Source organism: Ruegeria sp. G12, assembly GCF_056533565.1.
On the sequence record NZ_JBQFOO010000001.1, the window covers coordinates 412,900 to 437,516 of the forward strand.

Consider the following 24,617-nt stretch of genomic DNA (forward strand, 5'->3'; position numbering starts at 1 on the left):
TTCATTGAGGGGACCTTGCTGTCGCGCTTTGACAACCCGTCCGAAGGGCGTGTGGTTATGGTGGCACAACGGTTGCACGAGATGGATCCGCCGGGTTATCTGCTGGACCGCGGTACCTATCGGCACCTGAACCTGCCTGCCATCGCCGAAGAACATGAGGTGGTTCCACTTGGGCGCGGAAGGGTCATGCGCCGCGAACCGGGTGATCTCCTGTGCCCGTCCCGTTTGGATCAGGACACGCTGGATACCAAGCGTCGTGAAATGGGCGCAGCTGTGTTCAATTGCCAGTATCAGCAGAACCCGATTGCGCCGGACGGGTCGCCGCTGCGCTGGGAGTGGTTCGGCACCTATGAGATCGTCGAAGATCGTCGCTGGTTCCAACTGGTTGTTCAAAGCTGGGATACGGGGATGTCTGCGGATCCCCGGTCCGACTTCTCGGTCTGTACGACCTGGGGGTTCCGAGAAAATGCGTGGTGCCTTCTCGACGTCTGGCGTGGGCAGGTGGACTACCCAGACCTGAAAGCCAAAGCGCTGCAGCTTGTCGGTCGCTGGGATCCGGATCGTGTTCTGATCGAAGATGCCGCTTCTGGCAAACCGCTTCTGGACGAGTTGTTTCGTGATGACCGTCGGCGCTATGAACGCATCAGACCTGACAAGGACAAGGAAACCCGGTTCCAGTCCGCGTGCGGTCCGGTCGAAGAGGGCAAGGTGTATCTGCCTGCAGACGCGCCCTGGCTGGCGGCGTTCAAACGGGAACTGCAGTCCTTTCCACGCGGTCGCAATGACGATCAGGTCGACAGCTTTGCCCACTTTCTGAACTGGTCCAAGGGATTGGGGTTCTATCGGGCGCTAGGCCATGATCATCAGATCAACATCGAACGTCGGGAGCGCCGTCACGAGCGGATCAGACGGCGGTAGAACAGAAACCAAAGTTCGAGGCCGGTAGTCGGCCTTGAACCGCCCCGGCGAACCTTGATCAGTGTGCACGAAGGGCGGAAACCGGACCTTCTCTGCATCTGCAAACCCATCCATATATCGATGAGCGAGCAGACATTCGGACTGGCTCACGCTGCCGGTCGGTAATGATCGACGATCAGGACGGAAACGGACTTGGGCAATGTGGCATATCCGCTGCATCAGCCCCTAAGAAGCAGCCATTGAACCGAACTGCAGTGAGAAGTATCGTCAGCCCAGCCTTGAAGGTGAAGCACGCAATCTGCATGCCGCCTTACATAGCCTCCAACGTGTGGGTGAGGCCGTTACGGATGTGATCTTCCAACAGTTTCTTGGCAGTGCCCGCGTCTCTGGCCAGCGCGGCATCGAACATGCCCTTGTGCTCCTTGACCGCCTCTTCGCCGCGATAGGTCAGCACGAGCATCTGATACCGCAGATACTTGTCGTAGATGATCGAGTGCAGAGACAGAAGGTTCTTGGAGTTGCAGGCCGCGATCATCGCTTGGTGAAACTCCCAATCATATCGTTTCCAGGTTTCTTTCTCGGACTCGTCGCCCGTGAGAAGCTGCTGTTCCATCAGGTGCAGTTTGTGGTGTGCGGCAACGAGGTTGCCTTCCCAATCCGTGTCGCCATTCGCAATGGACAATTCCAACGCGTGGCATTCCAACAGGACTCGCAGCTCTGAAATCTCGGTCAGGTCTTCTCGTGAAACCGGCGTGACCAGGAAACCCCGTTGCTCGGGAGCTTCGACAAATCCGTCGCTGGCGAGCCTGTTCAGCGTTTCACGAAGTGTCGAAAGGCTTGCCGAGTAGCGTTCCTTCAAGGCGTCCAGCTTCAGTTTGGAGCCGGGCTGCAGCTCCCCAAAGATGATGTCCCGCTTGATGCGCTGATAGGTGCTTGCACCTATCGTAGACGGCTGTTTCGCCATGCGTTTCACCCGATATTATCAGTTTCCTCGTTCAATTAGCATTTTTCAGAGACATCAGCAATCCAATCTGATGTATGGTAAAAATAAAAATATCATACATTATTGCGGAATCGTGAAAACCCAAATACGGTCGTGGCCAAGTTGGGCAATGCAGCCCGGTCGCAAACATCGGGTTCGGGATTTTCCAGACCCTCCGGAAGGAAGCAAAGTGTCTCAGAACTTTCGCATCGCCATTGTCGGCATTGGCCTTGTTGGACGCCGCCACGCAGACGCTATCCGAGCTTTGCGCCACGTTGATCTTGTTGCGGTAGTTGATACCAGCGTCGAAGGACGTGCGTACGCAGTTGAACACGGGGTCGCATGTTACGAGACCCTCGAGGAAATGTTTGCAAATCAGACGCCGGACGGAACTGTTCTTGCGACCCCGACCACGCTTCATGTTGATCAAGGCTTAACCTGTGTTCGACATGGCTGTCCCGTTCTTGTCGAAAAACCGATCGCCGTGGAAGCCGCCGCTGCACTGGAGCTTGTCCAAGCAGCGGAGAAGGCCAATGTACCACTGATGGTCGGACATCATCGTCGACACAATCCTCTGATCCGGTCGGCTAAGGAAGCCATTGTCGATGGGAAGATTGGAGATGTGCGCGCTGTGCATGCGAATTGCTGGTTCTATAAGCCAGACGAGTATTTTGATGCTGCGCCTTGGAGAAAGAAACCCGGTGCAGGGCCCATCTCGGTCAATCTTGTCCACGATGTGGATCTGCTGCGGTACCTGGCCGGAGAAGTCGTGACCGTTCAGGCTCAGTCGGCTTCATCGCAGCGGGGTTACGACAACGAAGATGTCGCCGGCGCGCTTTTGACGTTTGAAAGTGGGGCGATTGGGACCATAAGTGTATCCGACAGCATCGTTGCTCCATGGAGCTGGGAGATGACGTCTCAGGAATATCCAATCTATCCTTCGACCACCGAGAGTAGTTACATGATCGGTGGTTCTCATGGTTCGTTGTCTGTTCCCGATCTTCGCCTGTGGAGCTACCAGAGAGAGCAAAGGGATTGGTGGACGCCAATCTCATCAACCGCGCTGAAGAAGGGTGCGTCTGACCCTCTGGTCAATCAGCTTAGGCACTTTGTTGATGTAGCTCGGAACGAAGCAGAGCCGATTGTATCTGGATGGGAAGGTTTCAGAACGCTTCAAGTTATTGAAGCTATTCAGAATTCTTGCAGAACTGGCGAGACCGTCAGGATAAGAAACCTTCAGGAAGCACAGCAACAGAGATTACAGGTAATGAAAAATATCTGATATTTTGTAAAACATCTTGCAAAATGTCCAAAATAGGTCAAAACTCTGAATCGCAAAAAAGAAGCATCATGATGTCTCAGGGAGGAGCAAAGTGATTACCAAACTTACCCGCCGGGCTGCTGTATCAGCCCTGGTCGCAACCGGTGTTCTGTTTAGCGCAACAAGTGGTGCGCTGGCAGACGACATAGTCCAACTTCGCCTCGCAACATCAGGATCGGAGACCGACCAGCGTTCGGTCGCCATGGCCGAGGTTTTCGCGCCCATGGTTGCTGATTTCGCAAGCTACGAGCCCAGCTATAATGGAACCATCTTCGCCCAAGGCACCGAGTTGGACGCCATCAGCCGGGGCAACCTGGAGATGTCGATCACTTCGGCGCAGGAACTGGCACAGTTCTTCCCCGAGTTTTCGATCTTTACCGCAGGCTATGTCCACCAGGACGCCGCGCATCAGGTGGCTGTCTTCAACGATCCCTTGATGGATGCCTTCAAGCAAAAGGCCGAAGAAGAACTGGGCGTCAAACTGCTGTCGGTCATGTATCTGGGTCGTCGCCAGGTGAACCTGCGCCAACCCAAGGATGAACTGACCGTCAGCACTCCGGCTGATCTGGAGGGTGTGAACCTGCGGATGCCGGGCACAGATGCGTGGCAGTTCCTTGGCAAAGCGCTGGGTGCCGCGCCGACACCAATGGCGTTCTCCGAGGTCTATACTGCGCTATCGACCGGTGCTGTTGACGGGCAGGACAATCCACTACCGACCGTGGTTGACGCCAAGTTTTACGAAGTGACCAACCAGATCGTGCTGACGTCTCATCTGGTCGACCTGAACTATATCGCCATCGGCAAAGAGGTCTGGGATGGGCTGACACCAGAACAGCAGGCCAAGGTTCAGGAAGCAGCCGACGCAGCCGCTGAATCCGGTCGCCAGAAGCAGCTTCAGAAAGAAGAGGACCTTGTCAGCTTCCTGAAAGAGCAGGGCATGGAGATCTACGAACCCGATCTCGCAGCGTTCCGCGATCAGGTACAGTCTATGTATCTGGACAGCGAGTTCGCGGGCTCATGGCCCGAAGGCGTTCTGGATCAGATCAACGCTCTGGGCAACTGAGCCCAGTAAGACAAGGGAGGGAGAACCATAATGAAAGCCTTTGTGAAGGGGTTCTCCCGACTGACCGAAGCGATTGCCGGCGGGATGCTGGCGGCAATCTTCCTGATCTTCCTTCTGCAAATTCTACTGCGGTACTTCTTCACCCCCGCCGGTTGGACGCTTGAACTGATCGGCATCCTCTGGGTCTGGGTGATCTTCTTCAGCTGCGCTTTCATTGTGCGCGAGCGGGATCATGTGAAATTCGACATTATCTATCTTTCGGTGCCGATGCGTGTGCGTCAGGTTTTTGCGATGCTCGCAGCCGCCGCCATTGTCATTGGGATGCTCTACAGTTTCCTGCCGACGTGGGACTACATCGACTGGATGAAAATCCGCAAGACCGCGACGGTTCGCAATCCGTTTTCGGGCGAGAAGATACCGCTGCGCACCGTGTTTTCAATTTATGCGGTTTTTATGCTGGTCGTGGCTGCGCGGTATGCTTGGCTGTTCTTCGACGTCATGCGCAATGGCCCACCTAAAACCGAGCTGGAACTGGTCGTTGGGTACAACGTGGTTGACGATCATCCCCGTGTCGACGGTGAAGACGACGAGGAAGAAAGCAAATGAGCTTTGAACTTCTTTCCTGCCTGCTCGCGCTCTTTCTTCTGGCAGGCATCGGGACGCCTATCGGCTATTCCATCCTATTGGCCTCATTGGTTTATCTGGGCACGGCCGGATTGGACGTCGCCCTCGCGGGTGAGAAGATCCTGCAAGGCTTTTACAAAAGCACGATCTTGCTTGCCGTGCCTTTGTTCATCGTCGCCGCCAATATCATGAATGCGGGGTCGATCACCGACCGCTTGCTGAACTTCTGCGTCGCTGCCGTCGGGCGTTTCAAGGGCGGCCTCGGGCACGTAAACGTGGTAGCGTCTCTGATCTTTTCAGGTATGTCCGGCTCTGCCGTCGCGGATGCTGCAGGGATCGGCAAGATCATCATTGAGATGATGACCAAGGATGGCCGTTACAGCCGAGGCTACGCAGCCGCAATCACGGCGGCATCGGCGACGATTGGCCCGATCATTCCGCCCTCGATCCCGATGGTCCTTTATGCGCTGGTGTCGAAAGCCTCTATTGGGTCCTTGTTCCTGGCCGGTATTCTGCCGGGACTGATCATGGGCGTCGTCCTCATGGCGATGAACTACTATCTGGCCGGAAAGCGGAACTTTGCGTTGGAAGAACCTGTTCCGCTGCGCGAGTTGCCGGCTAAAACCGCCAACGCATTTCCGGCACTGCTGATGCCCGCAATCCTGCTGTACGGCATATATGGCGGCGTCACCACTCCGACCGAGGCTGCAGCCGTGGCTGCATTCTACGCCCTGCTTCTGGCAGCGTTGTTCTACCGCGCGCTGACCTTCCGTGGCCTTTATCAAGTGTTCGTCGACAGCGCGCGCTCTTCCGCAGCCGTCGGGGTGGTCATTGGTGGCGCGTTCATTCTGAACTTCATCGTCATTCAGGAACAGATCCCGCAGTCGATCTCAGCCTTACTGGAGGGTTCGGATGTCAGCCCGATTGTATTCCTGATCCTGGTTAACCTGCTGATCCTCGCGCTGGGATGCGTATTGGACGCAACAACGATCATTCTGGTGATCGTGCCCCTGTTCATTCCAACCTGCGAAGCGCTTGGGATTGATCTGGTGCATTTCGGAGTGCTGGTCGTCGTGAACTCGATGATCGGTCTGATCACGCCGCCCTACGGCATTCTACTCTTTGTGATCAACGCCGTGACGGACATTCCGCTGCGCGAAATCATCTCGGAAATCTGGGCCTTCCTCGCGGTTCTCATCTTCGCCTTGGTGATCATGATGCTGATGCCGGATCTGGTCCTGTGGTTGCCGCGTATGTTTGGATATCAGGGATAATGTGCCTCTCGGTTTCGACAACGTCGATCCCCGGTGATCTGGCCGAAAAACTGAGTGCTATCGCTGACGCGGGGTTCGGAGGTGTCGAATTACACGAACCGGATTTGACCGCTTTTGACGGGCCGCCATCGCAAGTTCGGAACATTGCATCAGATCTCGGCCTTAAGATTTGCCTGCTGCAACCCTTCCATAACCTTGAAGGCCAAGCCGACGCTGGACGGGAGCGCGCCTTTTATCGTCTGAAGCGTAAACTCGATCTGATGAATGATCTGGGCACGGACCTGCTGCTCATTGGGTCCGCTTTCGAGGTCGATACCTCTGCAACCGAAGAACAGGTCATCGCAGACCTTGGCGAGGCGACCCAGATCGCGAAAGAGATGGGGGTGCGTCTGGCCTATATGGGCTTGCCATGGTCAAATCTTATTCACTCGGATGTACAGGCGTTAGGCGTCGTTGAAGCTGTCGACAGCCCTCATCTGGGGTTGGCCTTGAATTCCTTCTTCTCGCTTGCCGACGGGTCCAAACCCGCCCGCCTTCGGGACATTCCCGGAGAGCGGCTGTTCCATGTGCAACTGTCCGACGCGCCCCGGCTCGAGATGGATATACGTCGGCTCAAACGGCACTTTGGGCTTCTTCCAGGGCTTGGGGCGCTGAACCTTGCGGGCTTCGTGCGGGTGTTGTACCGCGCTGGGTACAAAGGGCCTTGGTCTATCGCGCGCGTCAACGAAGCGGCGCCGCAACCCGGTGGCCGCACACTGGCCCGAGACAGCTATAGGTCGCTGGTGAACCTGTTGGACGAGGTGTCGCGGACCGAGCCGGGAACCGATTTCGGCATCCCGGACTTGCCTGAACGCGTCTATGCGTCTGGCTTTGAGTTTGTCGAATTTACGGCTGATGAGGTAAGCGGCGCGCAGCTGGCCGATATGCTGTCAGCCATGTGTTTTCGAATGGAACGAAAACACGTCAGCAAGTCCGTCGAATTATGGCGGCAGGGCGCGATAAACATCGTTGTGAATACCGAAAAGGAAGGTTTTGCCCATTCGGCGTTCCTGGGTCACGGCCCCTCCGTTTGTGACATGGGGTTGCGTGTCAAAGATGCGGATCAGACCGTTCAACGTGCGACCGCGTTGGGCGCACCGAATTTCTCACAGCCGGTGGGGACAGGGGAATTGGATATCCCTGCCATTCGGGGTGTTGGTGGCAACGTCGTTCATTTCATCGATGAGAAATCCGATCTGCACCGGGTGTGGGATATCGAGTTCGAGCCGGTTGCGAAAACCAAAGCGACCCAGCCTGCCGGTCTGCGCCGCATCGACCATCTGGCCCAGACGATGCGTCACGATGAGATGCAAAGCTGGCTGCTCTATTACATCTCGACTTTTGAGATGGCGAAGTCGCCTATCGTGAACGTCGCCGACCCGTCCGGCGTCGTGCAAAGTCAGGCTATCGAAAGTCCAGAAGGCGAAGTGCGCCTGAACCTGAACGGGGCCGTTGGGCGTCGAACACTGGCGGCGTCATTCCTTGAAGACGGTTTTGGTGCCGGTGTTCAGCACATCGCCTTCCAGTCGGATGATATTTTTGAAACTTCAGCCCAGTTGCTCAAGTCTGGCTTTCCCAGCCTGTCCATCCCGGAGAACTACTACGCTGATCTGCAAGCGATATTCGGATTGGATGACGATTTGGTCGCTCAACTGCACCGGGGTAACATACTCTACGATCGGGCGGCGGGTGCTGAGTATTTTCAGATATACAGCCGTCCCATCTTTAACGGCTTCTTTTTCGAAATTGTTGAACGCCGCATGGGCTATGCCGGTTACGGTGCGCGTAACGCGCCCATTCGCCTTGCTGCACAAAGCAAAACCCAAGCGGTGAAAGAGGTGCAGACGCAATGACCGGACAGATGACAAGCGATGAGCGCGCTGTTCGCCAATGGTGGCGTACCTCCATCATCGACATGAAGCCCGGACAGATCGCTTTTCGTGGCAACGCCATAGAGGGCCTGATCGGGAACGTATCTTTCCCACAGATGATCTGGCTGATGGTGCGGGGTGATCTGCCCAGCGACGCTCAAGCGCGCCTGTTCGAGGCCGCATTGGTCGCAGGCGTGGATCACGGCCCGCAAGCCCCCTCAATCGCGGCTGCGCGTATGGCCGCCACCTGCGGGGTAGGTCTCAATAACGCGATGGCGACTGCGGTGAACATGCTGGGCGACGTGCACGGCGGGGCAGGAGAGCAGTGTGCAGAGCTGTACTATGATATCGCAGTCCGTATGGATGCAGGAGCTTCGCTGAATGACGCTGTTCGGGAGGGCTTGGACAGCTGGCGCGAGACCTACGGCAAGATCGTATCGGGCTTTGGTCACAGGTTTCACAAGCCCGTCGATCCACGCGCGCCACGATTGATGCAACTTGTTCGTGATGCGGCGGCAGAAGGCACAGTTTCTGGCCGGTTTGCCGATATCGGAGAAGAGGTTCAGGCCGAACTCGGTCGTCAAAGAGGCGGTCGGCCAATTGCCATGAATATCGACGGCGCGACGGCTGTGATCTTCTGCGAGCTTGGCTTTCCTGCGCCCTTGTCGCGAGGGCTGTTCTGCCTATCCCGCTCGGTCGGAATACTTGCCCATGCGTGGGAGCAGATGGGTCAGGGCGGTCGGAACAAAGGGCCCATGCCACCGAGTTACTTACCCCTCTACGAAGACAGGAATGATGACAGGTGAGACATCGAAATCCTTCCGGGTCGGCCTTATTGGCTGTGGTCGTATCAGCGATATCTATCTAAAAACGCTATCCAAATTCTCAAACGTCGAGGTCGTGGCTTGCGCAAGCCTTGATCCTTCGGAAAGCCGCGTCAAGGCGGATCAATACGGCATCGCCAAGGCCTGCACGCCAGATGAGGTGTTTGACGATCCAACGATTGACTGTGTTCTGAATCTGACAATTCCGGCGGCCCATGCCGAAATCAGCCTGCGTGGGTTGGAGGCGGGCAAACACGTCTATTCCGAGAAGCCGCTGGTTATGAATCGCACGGATGGTAAGGCGATTCTGCACATGGCCTCTGAAAAGGGGTTACTGGTCGGTTGCGCGCCCGACACATTTCTGGGCGGTCGCTGGCAGACCGTTCGGCGCTTGATCGACGAGGGTGTCATTGGCAAACCGACAGGGGTTTTTGCCCATGTCGGTACCCACGGGACGGAGCGCCACCATCCCAACCCGGATTTCTACTATAAGGCGGGTGGTGGGCCATTGCTGGACCTTGGGCCGTACTACCTGACCGCCATGATCTGCTGCCTTGGTCCCGTTGACCGGGTCGCCGGAATGGCGCGGCGGACATTTGACCAGCGGATGATCGAAAATGGCCCGCGCAACGGAGAGTGGATGGATGTCGAGGTCGACACGCACTCCCTGAGCCTGCTGCAGTTCTCGTCCGGTGCCATCGGGTCAATGACTATGAGTTTCGACGTTTGGGACAGCGAAACGCCTCGGTTCGAGATCTACGGTGAAAACGGCACCATCAGCATCCCAGACCCTGACCCGGTACATGGTGCCAACATCTTTCAGGGGGATGTCTGGCTGAAAACGCGGGAGACCTCGCGCTGGTCTCATCAGCCCCGTCCAGCCGGTCGCGAAGGCTGGCAGGTAGTCGAAAACAAACATGGATTCAATGAAGACAGTCGCGGGCTCGGCCTTTTGGATCTGGCCCTGGCGGCGCAAGATGGACGCCAACCCCGTGCAAGTGGAGCGCTCGCCTACCACGTTTTCGAGGTCATGGACGCGATCGAACGGGCACCAAAATTTGGCGCCTATCAGACGATAGAAAGCCGTTGCACGGCTCCGGAGCCTTTGCCGGTCGATTTCCTTAACGATGAGAGGAAGGAATTGGTTCATGCCGATTGAGACACTCGACTTTGCTCAGCCATTCTTTCGCGTCCAGCACATAACTGACGAGCGCAGAATTTCTATCGAGGGTCGCGCCATCGTCCTTAACCTTGGGGGGCGAAATCTCTCTGTCGAGAATCAGACCATTGCGCCGCTTTCCTCTGTGATCGTGCAAGACTGCACGCTTAGCGGCGTGGAACGTGCAGTCATTGTCCACGATTTCGACGCCCATGCCGATGACAACGAGTTGTTCGCATGGGTGAAAGATGCATGGCAATCTGCTTTTGATGTTCGCCAAGAGGAGCGTCTGCGCGGCGTCAGCCACTATATGTCGCCGAAGGTGTTCGTGGGTAACGTTGGACTGACCATATACCATTCCGGTTCAGTCCCATTGAATGTCGGATTGCACAAGGATCATCCGTTTTGCCCGGTACCGGGGTTTCGCGAAGTGCATACGCAAATCGTAGGCTTTGGCAAAATGCAGCAATGCCGCGAGCGGGATGCCGAGACGCTCTATCTTGAAGAATTCATGGCCCCCGGCACGACGCACAAACCGATGTATGACGCTGAAGGCAACTATCCCTGGCATCAATACGAGACGATCACGCCCGGCATCTTCATGGCGGTTGAAATGCTGCCAGAAGGCGTACGGGTCCCGGAAATGGAGGTTCAGAATGGCTGAGAGACTTTTACCCGAAGACCTGAACTTTGACGGACCTTTCCCCCGGTTGTCTCGCCGTTTGCGGCTGGGCGTTGTTGGCGGAGGACGGATCTCTGTCACGCAGGCAATGGCCGCGCGGATGACCGACCGGTGGGAGGTCGCCGCAGGTGCGCTCAGTTCAGATGCCGCGCGCAGCAAGGCGCGTGGGGCCGAGTGGTTCCTGCCGGCAGACAGGTGCTATGCGTCGTTCGACGAGATGGCGCAGGCCGAGGCGGCGCGCCCGGATGGCGTGGATGCCGTGATGATCACCACCCCGAACCACGTTCATTTCGAAGCTGCCAAAGCGTTTCTTGAGGCGGGCATTGACGTGCTGTGCGACAAGCCCCTGACCAACGAAGTTGCCGAGGCCGAGGGGCTTGAGGAGATCGCCGCGCGGACGGGAAACATCTTTTCTGTCGGATATGCGATGTCATGTTTTCCAGTAGTCCGTCAGGCCAAACAAATCGTGGCGGAAGGCGGCATCGGTAAAATCAACCAAATCCACGTCGAGTTCATGCAAGACTGGATGACGCCCGATGATGTGGCTGATGCGCCCCACGTCAAATGGCGGCTGGACCCAAAGATTTCTGGTCCGACCAGCTGTGTCGGCGATATCGGCACCCATGCCGCGCATCTCGCCAGTTTTGTCTCGGACCTGCCCTTGACCAACCTACGGGCCGAATTCCATGTCTGCGGCGCGCCAAAGCCGTTGGAAGACACCGCATTCATGTTCACCCGCTACCAAAACGAGGTTCCGGGAACCCTGATAGCGACACGCCTTGCCCCCGGAAATCGAGGCGGTTTGCGCCTGCGGATATTCGGGAGCGAAGGAGGCCTCGAGTGGGACCTGGAGAATTCGGAACAGCTGAAGTTCAATCGGTTCGGTGAGCCGGATCGTATCATCAGCCGAGGTCACGGGCATGGTATCGGACCCGGTGCGGAACGACTGATCCGTACCGCGCGCGGCTTCCCCGAAGGGATTATTGAAGCCTGGGCCAATCTCTATACGGAATTTGCCATGGCCGTAGCCGCACGTCGGGATGGCGTTACCGTTCCGAATGATTGGCTTACTTATCCCGGTGTCGGTCAAGGCGCAGACGGTGTCCGATTCATTGATGCCTCTGTGCGCTCTCACCAGTCCGGAGGTGACTGGGTCACTCTCTAAGGCTCCGCCAACACGAATGTAAAACACGCCCGGGCAGTTGCCCGGGCCCTTTCATTTCCTGCTCAGTATTAGAAGTTGATATTTTAAAAAATATCAGATATTTTTTACTACGTGTGATGAATTTGAGATTCGCAGACACGTGGAGCTGTCGTTCATGGTGAAACCCGAAGAGGCTGGCGCAAGCCCCTCTCTCTATTCCTTGGCGCATCTGACGCTGATTGGCTGTACGCCGCCCGAGTTGGTCTATATCGCCGCGCGGGCCGGTTACGATGCCGTCAGCCCCCGGTTCATTCCGATGCATGTGCCCGGTGAATTCACTCAATCCCCGATCGACAAGGCACAGGTGCATGCCACCAAAACTGCTCTCACTACCACCGGCTTGAAAGTTCTTGATGTCGAGCTTGCGCGCATCACCGAAGATGTCGATCCGCGCAGTTTTGAGCCTTCTCTGGAGATCGGCGGGGAGCTCGGCGCTAAGCGCATGATCATGAGCGCATGGACCAACACCCGCGATGATCGTGACTTTCTGATCGACGTCTATTCCGAGACCTGCGAACTGGCGGCACCCTACGGGTTAACGGTGGACCTGGAGTTCCCGAGCTTTTCCCGCCTGCGCACTCTGGATGAGACGCTGGATATTGTCCGCGCCTCTGATCAACCGAATGGCGGTATTCTGGTCGATACGCTTTATCTGCACCTCAGCCGAGTGGATCTCGGGGAGCTTTTGCACGTCCCTTCGGACCTGTTTCACTTCCTGCATATCTCTGACTGCCTGCCCGGCATCGCCGATACGCGCGAGGGTATGATCCAGCTGGCCCGCGATGCGCGTCTCTATCCCGGCGAAGGTTGGATTGATTTCACCGGCATCATCGAACGGATGCCACCCGTCGACTATTCCATCGAACTGCCCAACCAAAGCCGCGTTGCCGAGTTGGGATATGAAGAACACGCGCGTCGCTGTCTCAGCCACGCCAAGCAAACATTCGGCGAGGCGCGGTCACAGCGCCGTATGCCCGATGCAGCAATTCCAAAACACCAAGAGGATTATCATGGGCAAAGAGCTCACTGAAAACGACCGACAACTCGCGGCCGATATGCTGGCACGCGCCCGCGCTGCTATGGCCGAGATCGAGGATTGGGATCAGGACAGGTTGGACCGGCTGTCTCAGGCCATTGCGTGGTATGCGGGGAATGAGAAAACCTTCACGCGTTTGGCCCAGCAGGGCGTGGACGAAAGCGGTATCGGAGATCGCGCAGGGCGTCCTGCGAAGCGATTTAAGATTCACATGGTGCTGCGTGATGTTCTACGCACGCCCTCGACGGGGGTCGTCGAAGTCGACGAAGAAAAGGGGCTCGTAAAATACGCCAAACCTGCTGGTGTGATCGCATCCTTGATTCCCATGACTAACCCTGCGATGACGCCACCGGTAACCGGCGTGTCCGCCGCGAACGCCCGGAATGCGGTCATCTTCAGCCCGCACCCGCGAACCGCCCATACCACCTTTGAGATGGTCGAAGTCATGCGCGCAGCCTGCCGTGCCGCCGGTGCCCCCGAAGACCTATTCCAGTCAATCCGCAAACCATCGATCCCGTTAACACAGCACCTCATGGAGATTTGTGACCTGACTCTGGCAACGGGTGGGAAGCCGATGGTCAAAGCGGCCTACAGTTCTGGGCGCCCGGCCTATGGCGTCGGCGCGGGCAATTCGTCCATCGTCATCGATGAGACAGCCGATCTGGACATCGCGGCGCAGAATACGCGTATTTCAAAGACGTCCGACTTTGGCTCAGGTTGTTCGGCCGATGGCAACATCATCATCCAGCGCTCGGTTTACGACGATATGGTCAAGGCGCTTGAGGCCGAAGGCGGATACCTTTGTTCGGACGAAGAAAAGGCCATGCTCGAAGCGGCCATGTGGGACGAAAAGGACAACCGCACCTTCCCGACCATTGCCTGTCCGCCGCAGCAAACGGCCAAGGTCGCCGGTTTTAGCATCCCCGAAGATCGCAAGTTTCTGATGGTTGAAAATCAGGGGCAAATCGGCCCGCAGCACAAGTTCTCCAAGGAAAAACTGACCACATTGATGGCGCTTTATCACTACGACACGTTCGATGACGCGCTGGAAACGGTCAGCCAGATCTACAACACCGGGGGTAAGGGCCATTCCTGCGGTATTTACAGCCACAATGACGATCACATCGACCGGTTGGCGCGTCTGGCTCCGGTCAGCCGCATGATGGTTCGACAGCCTCAGTCCAAGGCCAACGCGGGTGCGTGGACCAATGGCATGCCCATGACCAGCAGCCTGGGCTGCGGCATCTGGGGCGGCAACATCACCAATGAAAACGTCACCATGAAACACATGATGAACTACACCTGGGTCAGCCGTCCCATCCCCGAGGATCGCCCCTCGGAGCCGGACCTGTTCGGTGAATTCTACGGACAGGAGGTCGCGTGATGGACGGAGCAAAACTGGACGGCAAAACAGTCGCCGAACATATCGTCGACTTTCTCGAACGCCGTGACGTTAAGCATGTGTTTGGGCTTTGTGGCCATACAAACATCGCAGTTCTGGCCGCGTTGGCCGAAAGCCCGATTGATTTCGTCACGGTGCGGCACGAACAAATCGCCAGCCACGCGGCAGACGCCTACGCCCGCGTGACGGGCAAGGCCTCGGTGGTGCTGTCCCATCTCTCCCCGGGACTGACCAATTGCGCCACTGGGGTCGCCAACGCCGCATTGGACTGCATCCCGATGGTGGTGATCGCGGGCGATATTCCTACGCATTACTACGGCAAACATCCACACCAGGAAGTGAACCTGCATGCAGATGCCGCCCAATGGGAGATCTATCGACCCTTCGTAAAACGCGCCTGGCGGGTGGACCGGGCAGACCTGATGGCCGAAATTCTGGAAAAAGCGTTCCATCTCGCCGAGAATGGTCAGCCTGGCCCCGTGTTGGTCAATGTCCCCATGGACATCTTTTCCGAGGTGATCCCCTCGGACAGCTTCGACCGTATCCGCGACAACACGCGCGCGCTCAAGAAACCGTCGATTGACGACGATACAGCGCGAGAGATTGTCGAAGCGTTGGCTAAAGCCGAAAACCCTGTCGCTTATGTCGGAGGTGGAATTCTTCTGGCACAGGCCAGCGAGGAGTTGCGAGAATTTGTTGAACATATGGGCCTTCCAGTCGCGCATTCCCTGATGGGGAAAGGCGCCTTGCGAGACGACCATCCGCTGGTGCTGGGAATGACCGGGTTTTGGGGCACCGAATTGGTCAACCAGTCCTGCTTGAATGCGGACTACGTCTTTGCCGTGGGCACTCGGTTCAAAGAGGCTGATTGTTCAAGTTGGTACCCTGGCTACACGTTCAACATTCCCGGATCGAAGGTCATTCATGTTGACATCGAACCGCAGGAGATCGGTCGGAACTATCCCACCGAGATCGGCGTCGTTGCTGACGCCAAGGCCGCCTTGCGCGTCCTCAACCGGGTCGCCCGCGAGATGTATCCGGACGGCTTCAAGCGGCCCATGCTGGAGCAGAAGATCGCTGGCTTCCGGACGGAATTCAAAGCGCGCAACGCGGAAATGGCGACTTCATCGGCCTTTCCAATGATGCCCGAGCGCATTCTGGCAGATACCCGCAAGGCACTGCCCGAGGATGCTATTATCACCACGGACGTTGGGTGGAACAAGAACGGCGTCGGGCAACAGTTCGACATTTTGACGCCGGGTTCAATCCTGACCCCGGGCGGGTTCGCGACGATGGGTTTTGGCCCTCCAGGCGCGATCGGCGCGAAACTGGCAGCACCTGATCGAGTCGTACTAAGTTTGGTTGGCGATGGAGGATTCGGTCAAAATCCGTCGATGCTGGCAACAGCAGTCGAACTTGATCTGGGCATAATCTGGCTAGTCATGAATAATAACGCTTTCGGAACTATCGCAGGGCTGCAAAAGGCGCATTACGGTCTGACATACGGGACCACATTCCCTGGATCAGCCGCAGTTCCCGCAAACGGACCGGGTTATGCAGACATAGCGCGAGCCTACGGAGCGGAAGGGCACAGACTCAGCGCTGCCGACGAACTGTTGCCCGCACTGGAAGCGGCAATCGCCAGTTGCAAGCCAACCGTGCTCGATGTGCCAATGATCAACAACCCAACACCAACGACCGGACACTGGAACATCTTGGACATATACTCGCCGGACAAAGAGGTATCTCACGTCGCGACTTGACGAAACTGGGCGCGTTCAGACGCGCCCAGTTTATTGTGTCAATGCTCATCCTTGTTCGAGCAAATATCAACAGCTTCGTCGCGGCGTAGTCTTCGTTGTTTTGTGTCTGAACTTTTTTGTTGGTGAGTTACTTTCACCGAAGCACGTGAGATAATTTCAAATTGCGATAACACCGAAGTATGTGAGTTCTTAGCGTTCAAGTTTTCGCTCCCTCAGCGATGGCAGGTTCGACGGGATGAGTCGCAGCATCACCAACAGGCAGCCAAAGGTCCGCTTCTCTAATTGGGCGTTTGGGTCAAGCTCGATTTCCTTCTTTGGTCGGTATCATTGTCGCTCATCCGTGTCACGCTTCTCTTCGCAGTCTGGGTGATACTGGGTGGGGCATCACTGCACGCATGTGTCGGATTGGTTGTGGAGAACCTCACTTAGGCGATTTGGCTGGTTCGACAAAATTCCAATACCAACGGTCGCGCCTCACGTCGCAGGGTCACTTAGCGCGCGATCTGTGAGTTCGAACCAGACCAGATTTTGCGGCTGCGGCGAATGGCGGCAATGCGGGATGCCGGTGCGGCATCCGAGCGGTGCGCTGGATGTCCGCAATGGGCCGCCCGACTTTGCTAGATTTCAATAGCCTCAACAACCGCGTCGAGAACTCGCACCTGCCGTTTCGACGACGGGATCGCGCGATGCAGCGTTTCAGGCGCATGCGAAGTTCACAGAAATTCGCCGCCGTCCATTCTTCCGTCTACAACCACTTAAATCAGGAAAGATCCCTAACCAGCAGAGAATCATTCGAGCGGACACGTACCGCCGCTCTTGCTGAGTGGCGTCAACTTTGTTCCGGATAGGTTCACTGTTTTGGCAGCAAACTAAGACTAGTTCGAAGTCGTCTGACAGCACCCTCCAAATTACTTGGGCGGCTCGATCCCCAATTGTACGTTCGAATACCAGTCTGCGATCTCTCGAATCTCTTCATCCGTCAAAGATGCCGCGATCTCGGACATGATCTCATGCTGCCGATTGCCATTTCGGAACGCTTTGAGCTGCGTATCAATGTAGATATTGACCTCACCTGCAAGGTTTGGCGCATCAAGAAGTTGCGATATTCCGTCTGCCCCATGGCAAGAGACGCAGGCCAAGGGCGCGTCCTCCTCGCTCACACCGTCGGGGAGCGTAGCCACCGCGGAATGCGACGCATACCAAGCCGCGACGTCCGAGATCTGTTGCGCCGAAAGACTTGCTGTCACGATAGACATCATCTCGTGTTCGCGCTGGCCAGTCTTGAAGGCCATCAACTGAGCCTCAAGATACTCCTTCGGCTCACCACCGATATGCGGGGCGATGGGGATTTGCGAATATCCATCAACACCGTGACAAGTACGGCACATATTGGCGACTTTTCGTCCCTCGGCCGGATCATCTGCAAAAGCGGAGGTTCCCAAGGCGAGCATGAGCCCGCCAAGGGTGATTAGTTCTCCAGCCTTCATTCTGAAGGCGCGGGATTATATGCGATTCGCCAGATCGCACCCGCGAAGTCGTCGGATACCAGCATGGAGCCATCGGGCAGGAATTCGATGTCCATCGGACGGCCAAGATACTCGCCAGTATCCTCGTTCAGCCAGCCATCCGCGAAAACCTGCGCTCCGACTGCATCGCCTGTTTCGGGGTCAAGCGCGGTAAACATTACACGTGCACCAACTGGCGTCGTGCGGTTCCACGAGCCGTGCTGCGCCCAAAAGATGCCGCCGTGGTACTCTTCCGGGAAGCTGTCATCGTGATAGAAGCGCATACCAAGGTCAGCTGCGTGCGCGGTCAACTCAAGCTGAGGTTCGACGAATTCCACGCCTTCAGGTCGAGGGTAATCAGCTTCCGAGACGATCTCAACCCGAGAATTGGTCCATGGAAAGCCGAAATGCTGGCCCGCGCTGGTCTGTCGGTTCAGTTCGCCCGGCGGAATGTCATCACCCATGCCGTCGACTTGGTTGTCCGTCCACCAAAGCTCGCCTGTCGCGGGGTTGAAATCCTGGCCTACCGAGTTGCGGACCCCACGTGTATAGACTTCGCGGTCGGATCCATCGGTATTCATCCGAATAATACCGCCAATGCCGATCTCGTCATAGAGCTCAATCTTGTCTTTAGGTTGCACGTTGTGAGGTTGGCCGAGCGAAATATACAGCTTACCATCCGGGCCAATATCGCAAACGCGCGCGGTGTGGTTGAAGCTCTCTTCCTCTGGTGGGATCAGCTCTCCCTGCGGAACCACGATGCCGACGGCTGGATCTGGACCTTCGAAGAAGAATTCGGCCGCCGGAAAAACCAGGACCCGGTTGCGCTCTGCAATGAAAAGGAATCCATCCGGCGAGAAGCAGGGGCCATTTGGAATATCGAGAGCAATCGAGGGAGCAAAATCCTTTACTTCATCCGCGACGCGATCACGGTCGCGATCTACGATAGACCACATCTTGTCTTTGCGTGTTCCAGCAAAAAGAACCGTGCCCTGAGGTGCCATAGCCATTGAACGCGCGTCCGGCACGACAGCATAAAGACTGACCTCAAAACCCTCTGGTACGTTGATATTCGGCACAATCGCTTTCAGCGATTCGGCGCGTTCGCCTTCCTGATCGACGAAGGTGAACGTAGCGTCCGTTTTCTGCATGTTGGCGAGCTTGTCCATGTTGTCTTGGGCGAGCGTCGGCCCTGCAAGCATGGTCCCGAGCATTAGCCCAGAAAGAACTTTCCTGTAAGTCATTTGGTCCTCCCTTTTTCGATAGGGCGCCCGGCCTCTTGCGTGGCAGTGCGGTCCCACGAATACCAATCTACTCTTTACCTTGGGTAAGCTGTCAACTTGTTTAACTAATGCACTAATGAAAGCTGACGACGACGGAACTAAGCTGGCAACTGTATTTGCCATACGAGTTGAGCGTTCCACTTTTGCCGTGATTTGAACAGTGCATTCGCGATTGGGACGAGTGTTCTGGGGTCTTGTCAAAAGAGCTTTGCTTGAGCGGGGCAGGGGTGTTGCGTAGCTTTTTTCCATGACCAGACCTGCCTCTTTCAAGTACTTTAAAACCAGTCCCGAAATCATCCGCCTTACGGTGATGTTATACATTCGCTTCCCGCTTTCGCTTCGGAATGTCGAAGATCTGCTGCACGAGCGAGGCATCGACGTGAGCCACGAAACCGTCCGATATTGGTGGAACAGGTTTGGCCCGGTATTTGCTGCTGAGATAAGGCGGAAGCGTGTTCAGCAATTGAGAGCATACTCCAAATGGAAGTGGCACGTGGACGAGGTTTTTGTGAAGGTGAATGGCAAGCGGTATTATCTTTAGCAGGCCGTTGATCACGAAGGTGAGGTGCTGGAAGCCGTTGTCACCAAACGCCGAAACAAGGCTGCAGCACCGAAATTCCTCAAGAAATTGATGAAGCGGCACGGTTGCGCCGAAGAGATCGTCACAGATTGCTTCGCCTCTTACAAGGCTGCGCTCAGAGAAATGGGCGCGCTTGAAAAACAAAGGACGGGTAGGTGGCTCAACAACCGCGTCGAGAATTCGCACCTTCCTTTCCGACGACGCGAACGCGCGATGCAGCGTTTCAGGCGCATACGAAGTCTACAGAAATTCGCCGCCGCCCATTCCTCCGTCTACAACCACTTCAACCAGGAAAGATCGCTAGCCAGCCGAGACACCTTCAAGCTGACACGCGCCGCCGCTCTTAGCGAGTGGCGTCAAAATTGTTCCGGATAGGTTTGCGGTTTCCGCGGTAACCTGAGACTGGTTCGAATTCGTCTGACAGCACCGTCTGGACGATCCCAAGCAAGGCTGCGGCCCAGCTCACGAATGTGTGCGGTTATGCAATTCCCGAAGCCGATCACATTTTGCCGGCAAAAGACCTAATGGCTTTTCCTGTCCTGGTTGGACAGCTTGCTTTATCCGGGTCCCAAAAAAATGCTAAACTTTGCAGTCGCGGTGAAAGTCGGCAATGCGAGCTGCAACCGTAGCATCTGAGATATAGGTCGAGTGACAGCTTTGGACCGGTATCACTCCGATGACCCAAAACGTTTAAATCAGTTATGGGCAGCCTGTGTGGGCAACCCTCTTAAGCGTAGATCTAATTGGTTTCAGCGATTTTCCCTTGCACTGTCGAAATCTATGCCGGGACACCGAACTCGTCATTAATGTCGGTAGACAAGGAACTCCGCAAGAAGGTATGCCGTTTCTTAGTTTTAATATATTTTGATGTACATTGCTGTATAATTATTCCAGTTTTGCCTTTAAAGAATATCGATCTGATCGAAACACAAGCTTAAAATTCTGGCCAATAAAGCAAACGGCTGTGATGTCTTTAAGGCCGATATTTGAAAGGGAGTGCAAATGAGCCTGATTGCACAAGCTGAGCGGGTTGGAGAGTTCACTTATCTGGATGCCGCAACCCAGACGTCTTTGCTGCGCAACGGCAAAGTGTACACACGGCGCGACAACAGTGGGTCGGATGATCAATGGGTTGGCACCACCTTCGATAGGCGCGAGATACGCGTGAGCGATGCCCGTGCATTTGACGGTGTAGCGCGGCACCGACTAGACCCCAACGGTTTCGAGCTATTGCAGCGGTCTCTGGACAGTGCCGACATCGACTTTCTAGATAATCGGCAGGTGGTGCGACGCTATTACCCGCAGTGCCAGGAGATCATTCGCCAGGCTACCGGTGCCAATGTCGTGGCGGCATTCGATCACAATGTCCGTTCGGTTTCGGGTAATCGAAGCAGGCAGCGGATTGCTGGTGGACAGCAGGTACAGCCGCCGCTGCATATGGTCCACGGAGACTACACCATGACCAGCGCGCCACAGCGGCTGCGGGATTTGACCCGGCCGCCGACCGGTAATGACACCTACAGGTCCGTTTTGGCTGAGGGGATGGTGCTGCTCGACATCGATGCGGTGGAAGCGGCGATCAGCACAGGGCGCTATGCCATCATCAACTTGTGGCGGAACATCGACCACAAACCGGTCATGACCGATCCTTTAGCCCTGTGTGACGCCGCGCTGGTCAGCCCGCAGGATCTGGTGGTGTTTGAAATCCACTATGCGGACCGGGTCGGCGAAAACTACTATGCCAAATACTCGGATCAGCATCAGTGGCTCTTTTACCCCGAGATGACGCGGGATGAGGCGCTGCTGATCAAGCAATGGGACTCTGCCGGTGAACTGTCCCGCTCCAGGGGGGCAAGGGCGGACAGTTCTCAGCCTGATGGTGCCTCGACCTTCAGTTTTCACAGCGCCTTTACCGACCCGTCCGTCGAAGACGACGCCCCGGACCGGTGGAGTATCGAGGTGCGCTGCGCCGTCCTGTACGACGCATAACAGTTGATAAACACGACCTGAGGGATGCTATGCCGCCTGTCTGTGCAATCGTCGGAGCCGGAGAAGGTCTTGGCGCCTCGCTGGCGCGTAAATTCTGCAGCGAAGGGCTGGACATCGCCCTGATCTCGCGCAGTGCAGAGGGCAGCGCGCCGGCAAAGGCCGCCGCTCTGCAGGCGCGACCGGGCGCGCGGGTGCAGTATTACCGCGCTGACGCCACCGACCCCGCGACGGTCGAACAGGCCTTGTCGGACGCCGCCAGTGAACTGGGTCAGATCGACGTGCTGATTTACAACGTGCGGGACACCTTCACCGCCATCGACCCGCTGGACATGAGCTATGACGCGTTGGAAGCGGTTTTACGGCTCGAGGTCGTCGGTGCCTTTGCCGCGGCAAAAGCGGTTCTGCCCGCGATGCGGGACAGAGGCCGGGGCAGCGTGTTTTTCTCAAGCTCGACCGCCGCGTTTCGGGGGTCAGGCAAGATGCCGCTTTATGCGATCGGGAAATTCGGCTTAAGGGCGCTGTCGCAAAGCCTGACCCGCGCCTATGCGAAGGATGGTGTCCATATCGTGCATGTGCGACTGGACTGCGATCTGGATGTTCCGGTGATGCATGACCGCTATGGCGACCGCTACGATCCCGAGACACTGGCGCAGCCGGACGATGTGGCGCTCAGCTATTGGCACACATATTTGCAGCCGCGTTCGGCCTGGAGCAACGAGATTGAACTGCGCCCTTATTCGGAAACCTGGACGTTCTGAGCATCCGCGCTCATCTGTCGGGTTTGGGGCTTCCGGGGTTCCACTTTATCACGCCCACAGGTTTGCCCGCCGCACAGGCATGTCCGAATGGCGGGGCAGAGCGGAATGCCGCCGGGATCTTCGGGGCGGCATTCCAACCCGTGACAGGGGATCAGTCTGCTGATTCAACCTCGGCGATATAATCGTGCTTGTCGCCGGTGTGCACCAGACCGGTGTTGTGACCCCCATGGGCCTCGGTGCCTTTGAGAACCGCGGTACGCCGGGTGAACGTCACCTTCAGTTCACCGCCCAGAACCTGGCGGATCGTCTCATATTGCCATTCGCTGACCTGCTGTGCGGCGGGGCGTTCCGAGATTTTCTCGAACCAGTCACGCGTCTTGGGGTGCTTGGCCCAGACGGTGTCGGGAATAATTCCGCCGGCCTCGTGCGAGACGAATTCGTGGAACGCGGCCAGATCGCCATAGCTGATCTGGTCGCCGCACAGGTATTCGGTGTCCTTCAGCCAGTAGTTTTCCAGCAGGTCCATGGCCTCGTACAACAGGTGCTTCCCTTTGCGTACTTCGGCGGTGAAATCCTTGTCCGCCCCGTAGATCATCGGCGCGAAGATCGTCCAGTGGAACGCGCCCCCGCCCAGACGCAGCGTGTAGGCGTACCACTGCACGAACATGTTGATCCGCGTGCGCGCGTGGAGCGTTCCGCCGAACCAGTGATCGGCACAGTTGTATTTCTCGTTCAGATAGCGTCCGATGGCGACATTTTCCCAGACCCGAAGGTCGCCATCACACAAGATTGGCACCTGACCGGTTGGGTTGTATTCATCCCTGAACTCCTGCCGCTCGTTAATGTTGGTGGTGATGTCCACGACCTCTTCATCATGCGGGATGTCGTTTTCGATCAGGAACTGCAGAGCCGTGCGGCAGGGCTGTGACGCCGGATGGTGCAAAAGTCTGACTTTATCTGTCATCTGGTGTGTCCTCTCTGTTGAAGGTCCGGCTTTGCGGGCCCGGTTCAGCCAGGACATCGGTGCCGGACGTGTTTGCCGAACGAAGATCAGACAACTGGGCTTCCTTCGGAGTTCACTGGTGTTAAACGTTAGCGTTTACCGCGACAATGTGTCAATAAAATCTATTAAAGGACATAAAAGTACAATTAAGTATATCTGAGGTCGTTAGGTCTTGTCCGCCTTGACCCTTCGGATATAGTGGGGCCAATACGGCTGTGACCGTGCAGAAATTGCCTTAGAGTCCAACAGACTGTGGGACGTGCCCGCGCTAACCCGGTCCGGTATCGGAGCCGGGAAACCTGTCAGAAGGAGCGACTGTGAAACCGCAAACCGATCCAGGCTCTGAGCTTCTGAACATCAAGGAAGCCGCCGCCATCCTGAAGGTCAGCGAGGCATCGCTGCGCCGCTGGACCAATTCAGGTCGTTTGGTTTGTCAGCGCATCGGTATCAAGAAAGAGCGCCGTTTTCGCCGCGAGGACCTTATGGCCTTTCTGGACGGTAACGCCATGGCGGATGGCGACACCTCTCAGACTGGTCGCCCGAGCGAGGTTTTGCTGGAAGGTGTGGCCATTGAGTATGGCAACCACATTTGCACGCTTTATGAAAACGATCTGGGGCGGCTGAAGTGGTCGGTTCCGTTTCTCGCCGATGGTCTTCGCAATGGCGACGGATGCTTTCTGATCGCAACGGAAAAAGTGCGTGCTGAAATTCTCGGTCATATCGGTCAGGCCTGGGACGGGTTGCCCAATGCGATTGAAACCGGCCAGCTGATCCAGAGCAGCGGTCTGCCCGATGGGGAAGAGATGTGCCGCTATATAGAACGCAATATTTTTATGTCGACGCGCGCTGGATGGCGAAGCTTTCGGTTGCTGGGCGACATGAGTTGGTGCTTGGACTTGGGAATGAGCCATGCGGATTTGTTTGCCTACGAGCGGCAATTCAATCATGAGGTCGGTCACCGTCACCCGTTGGTCAGTGTTTGCCAATACGACACGCGCGATTTCACCGGACCCGCGGTGTTAAATGCGCTGAAATGCCATGAAGATACATTTAAGTTCCCATTGTCGCGATTTCTAGCGTCGTGAATGTGCGGTTTGGGAGATTAAGCTTGGGACGACATTTCTAGACCAAAAGTCTTGCGAGCTGCCTAGGCTTGGGTTCGTTTCGATGCCTGGTTGGAGACTGAACCACTGTTTGAATTTCTGTGTTGAGATCGGGTGGCAGTCGGCGCTGCTAGTCAGGTTGGAGTGTTCTTGGGTGAGTCAAACGCATTAGCGCGGCGGGAAGGTTGCGAGGCAACTTTGTCCGGGCTCTTCGGACCAGTGTCCGTCTTCCAG

At 56.5% G+C, this 24,617-nt stretch carries 20 protein-coding genes and 2 pseudogenes; 18 read left to right on the forward strand and 4 right to left on the reverse strand.

The window, feature by feature from the left end; genetic code table 11:
- Positions 1-15 precede the first annotated feature (15 nt).
- Entirely contained in the window at positions 16-918 is a 903-nt protein-coding gene (gene terL, locus ACR0JN_RS02080) for a phage terminase large subunit (protein WP_480883858.1), read from the forward strand.
- Positions 919-1,228: 310 nt separating this feature from the next.
- Here the strand turns inward: terL and ACR0JN_RS02085 are convergent, their stop codons facing one another.
- Positions 1,229-1,882, reverse strand: a complete 654-nt coding sequence (locus tag ACR0JN_RS02085; RefSeq protein ID WP_480818802.1) for a GntR family transcriptional regulator — start codon at positions 1,880-1,882, stop codon at positions 1,229-1,231.
- On the opposite strand from ACR0JN_RS02085, the gene ACR0JN_RS02090 reads away from it, so the two are divergent.
- The 13 genes and pseudogenes from ACR0JN_RS02090 to ACR0JN_RS02150 all read left to right on the forward strand — a co-directional run.
- Entirely contained in the window at positions 1,881-3,182 is a 1,302-nt protein-coding gene (locus ACR0JN_RS02090) for a Gfo/Idh/MocA family protein (RefSeq protein WP_480883860.1), read from the forward strand. The genes ACR0JN_RS02085 and ACR0JN_RS02090 overlap by 2 nt on opposite strands.
- A gap of 91 nt (positions 3,183-3,273) precedes the next feature.
- Positions 3,274-4,284: a sialic acid TRAP transporter substrate-binding protein SiaP gene (locus ACR0JN_RS02095; protein ID WP_480883862.1), complete on the forward strand. Its 1,011-nt coding sequence runs from the start codon at positions 3,274-3,276 to the stop codon at positions 4,282-4,284.
- Between the two features lie 30 nt (positions 4,285-4,314).
- Entirely contained in the window at positions 4,315-4,890 is a 576-nt protein-coding gene (locus ACR0JN_RS02100; protein WP_480883863.1) for a TRAP transporter small permease, read from the forward strand.
- Complete coding sequence (locus ACR0JN_RS02105; protein WP_170328647.1) at positions 4,887-6,182, forward strand: TRAP transporter large permease; 1,296 nt, start codon at positions 4,887-4,889, stop codon at positions 6,180-6,182. Before ACR0JN_RS02100 ends, ACR0JN_RS02105 begins: the two co-directional genes overlap by 4 nt.
- Positions 6,182-8,074, forward strand: coding sequence for a bifunctional sugar phosphate isomerase/epimerase/4-hydroxyphenylpyruvate dioxygenase family protein (locus ACR0JN_RS02110; RefSeq protein ID WP_480883865.1), 1,893 nt, complete (start codon positions 6,182-6,184; stop codon positions 8,072-8,074). The genes ACR0JN_RS02105 and ACR0JN_RS02110 overlap by 1 nt, the downstream gene beginning before the upstream one ends.
- An 8-nt stretch (positions 8,075-8,082) precedes the next feature.
- Positions 8,083-8,898: a citryl-CoA lyase gene (locus ACR0JN_RS02115; RefSeq protein ID WP_480884350.1), complete on the forward strand. Its 816-nt coding sequence runs from the start codon at positions 8,083-8,085 to the stop codon at positions 8,896-8,898.
- Positions 8,888-10,075, forward strand: coding sequence for a Gfo/Idh/MocA family protein (locus ACR0JN_RS02120; RefSeq protein WP_480883867.1), 1,188 nt, complete (start codon positions 8,888-8,890; stop codon positions 10,073-10,075). The genes ACR0JN_RS02115 and ACR0JN_RS02120 overlap by 11 nt, the downstream gene beginning before the upstream one ends.
- Positions 10,065-10,739, forward strand: coding sequence for a hypothetical protein (locus ACR0JN_RS02125; RefSeq protein ID WP_480883869.1), 675 nt, complete (start codon positions 10,065-10,067; stop codon positions 10,737-10,739). Before ACR0JN_RS02120 ends, ACR0JN_RS02125 begins: the two co-directional genes overlap by 11 nt.
- Positions 10,732-11,922, forward strand: a complete 1,191-nt coding sequence (locus tag ACR0JN_RS02130) for a Gfo/Idh/MocA family protein (RefSeq protein ID WP_480883871.1) — start codon at positions 10,732-10,734, stop codon at positions 11,920-11,922. Before ACR0JN_RS02125 ends, ACR0JN_RS02130 begins: the two co-directional genes overlap by 8 nt.
- A gap of 154 nt (positions 11,923-12,076) precedes the next feature.
- Entirely contained in the window at positions 12,077-12,991 is a 915-nt protein-coding gene (locus ACR0JN_RS02135) for a sugar phosphate isomerase/epimerase family protein (RefSeq protein WP_480883872.1), read from the forward strand.
- Positions 12,972-14,381, forward strand: coding sequence for an aldehyde dehydrogenase family protein (locus ACR0JN_RS02140; protein ID WP_480883874.1), 1,410 nt, complete (start codon positions 12,972-12,974; stop codon positions 14,379-14,381). Before ACR0JN_RS02135 ends, ACR0JN_RS02140 begins: the two co-directional genes overlap by 20 nt.
- Entirely contained in the window at positions 14,381-16,162 is a 1,782-nt protein-coding gene (locus ACR0JN_RS02145) for a thiamine pyrophosphate-binding protein (protein ID WP_480883875.1), read from the forward strand. The genes ACR0JN_RS02140 and ACR0JN_RS02145 overlap by 1 nt, the downstream gene beginning before the upstream one ends.
- Positions 16,163-16,794: 632 nt before the next feature.
- Positions 16,795-17,010 (forward strand): annotated as a pseudogene (locus ACR0JN_RS02150) (IS6 family transposase); the annotation flags it as partial.
- A 60-nt stretch (positions 17,011-17,070) separates the two neighbouring features.
- Here ACR0JN_RS02150 and ACR0JN_RS02155 read toward each other — a convergent pair.
- Positions 17,071-17,649: a c-type cytochrome gene (locus ACR0JN_RS02155; RefSeq protein WP_480883877.1), complete on the reverse strand. Its 579-nt coding sequence runs from the start codon at positions 17,647-17,649 to the stop codon at positions 17,071-17,073.
- Positions 17,646-18,911: a PQQ-dependent sugar dehydrogenase gene (locus ACR0JN_RS02160; RefSeq protein WP_480883879.1), complete on the reverse strand. Its 1,266-nt coding sequence runs from the start codon at positions 18,909-18,911 to the stop codon at positions 17,646-17,648. Before ACR0JN_RS02160 ends, ACR0JN_RS02155 begins: the two co-directional genes overlap by 4 nt.
- Before the next feature lie 286 nt (positions 18,912-19,197).
- On the opposite strand from ACR0JN_RS02160, the pseudogene ACR0JN_RS02165 reads away from it, so the two are divergent.
- The 3 genes and pseudogenes from ACR0JN_RS02165 (at position 19,198) to ACR0JN_RS02175 (ending at position 22,277) form a co-directional block, all read left to right on the forward strand.
- Positions 19,198-19,905, forward strand: a pseudogene (locus ACR0JN_RS02165) (IS6 family transposase).
- Between the two features lie 627 nt (positions 19,906-20,532).
- Positions 20,533-21,519 (forward strand): CmcJ/NvfI family oxidoreductase, encoded by a 987-nt coding sequence (locus ACR0JN_RS02170; protein ID WP_480883881.1) that lies wholly within the window; start codon positions 20,533-20,535, stop codon positions 21,517-21,519.
- Positions 21,520-21,548: 29 nt separating this feature from the next.
- On the forward strand, positions 21,549-22,277 hold the full coding sequence (locus ACR0JN_RS02175) for an SDR family NAD(P)-dependent oxidoreductase (RefSeq protein ID WP_480818770.1): 729 nt from the start codon (positions 21,549-21,551) through the stop codon (positions 22,275-22,277).
- A 151-nt stretch (positions 22,278-22,428) separates the two neighbouring features.
- On the opposite strand, the gene ACR0JN_RS02180 is transcribed toward ACR0JN_RS02175, so the two are convergent.
- Positions 22,429-23,241, reverse strand: a complete 813-nt coding sequence (locus ACR0JN_RS02180; protein ID WP_480883883.1) for a glutathione binding-like protein — start codon at positions 23,239-23,241, stop codon at positions 22,429-22,431.
- 356 nt (positions 23,242-23,597) lie between these two features.
- Between ACR0JN_RS02180 and ACR0JN_RS02185 the strand changes: the two genes are divergently transcribed.
- The gene (locus ACR0JN_RS02185) at positions 23,598-24,365 is read left to right on the forward strand and encodes an MEDS domain-containing protein (RefSeq protein WP_480883885.1); all 768 of its coding nucleotides are present in this window, start codon (positions 23,598-23,600) and stop codon (positions 24,363-24,365) included.
- The last annotated feature ends 252 nt before the right edge of the window (positions 24,366-24,617 follow it).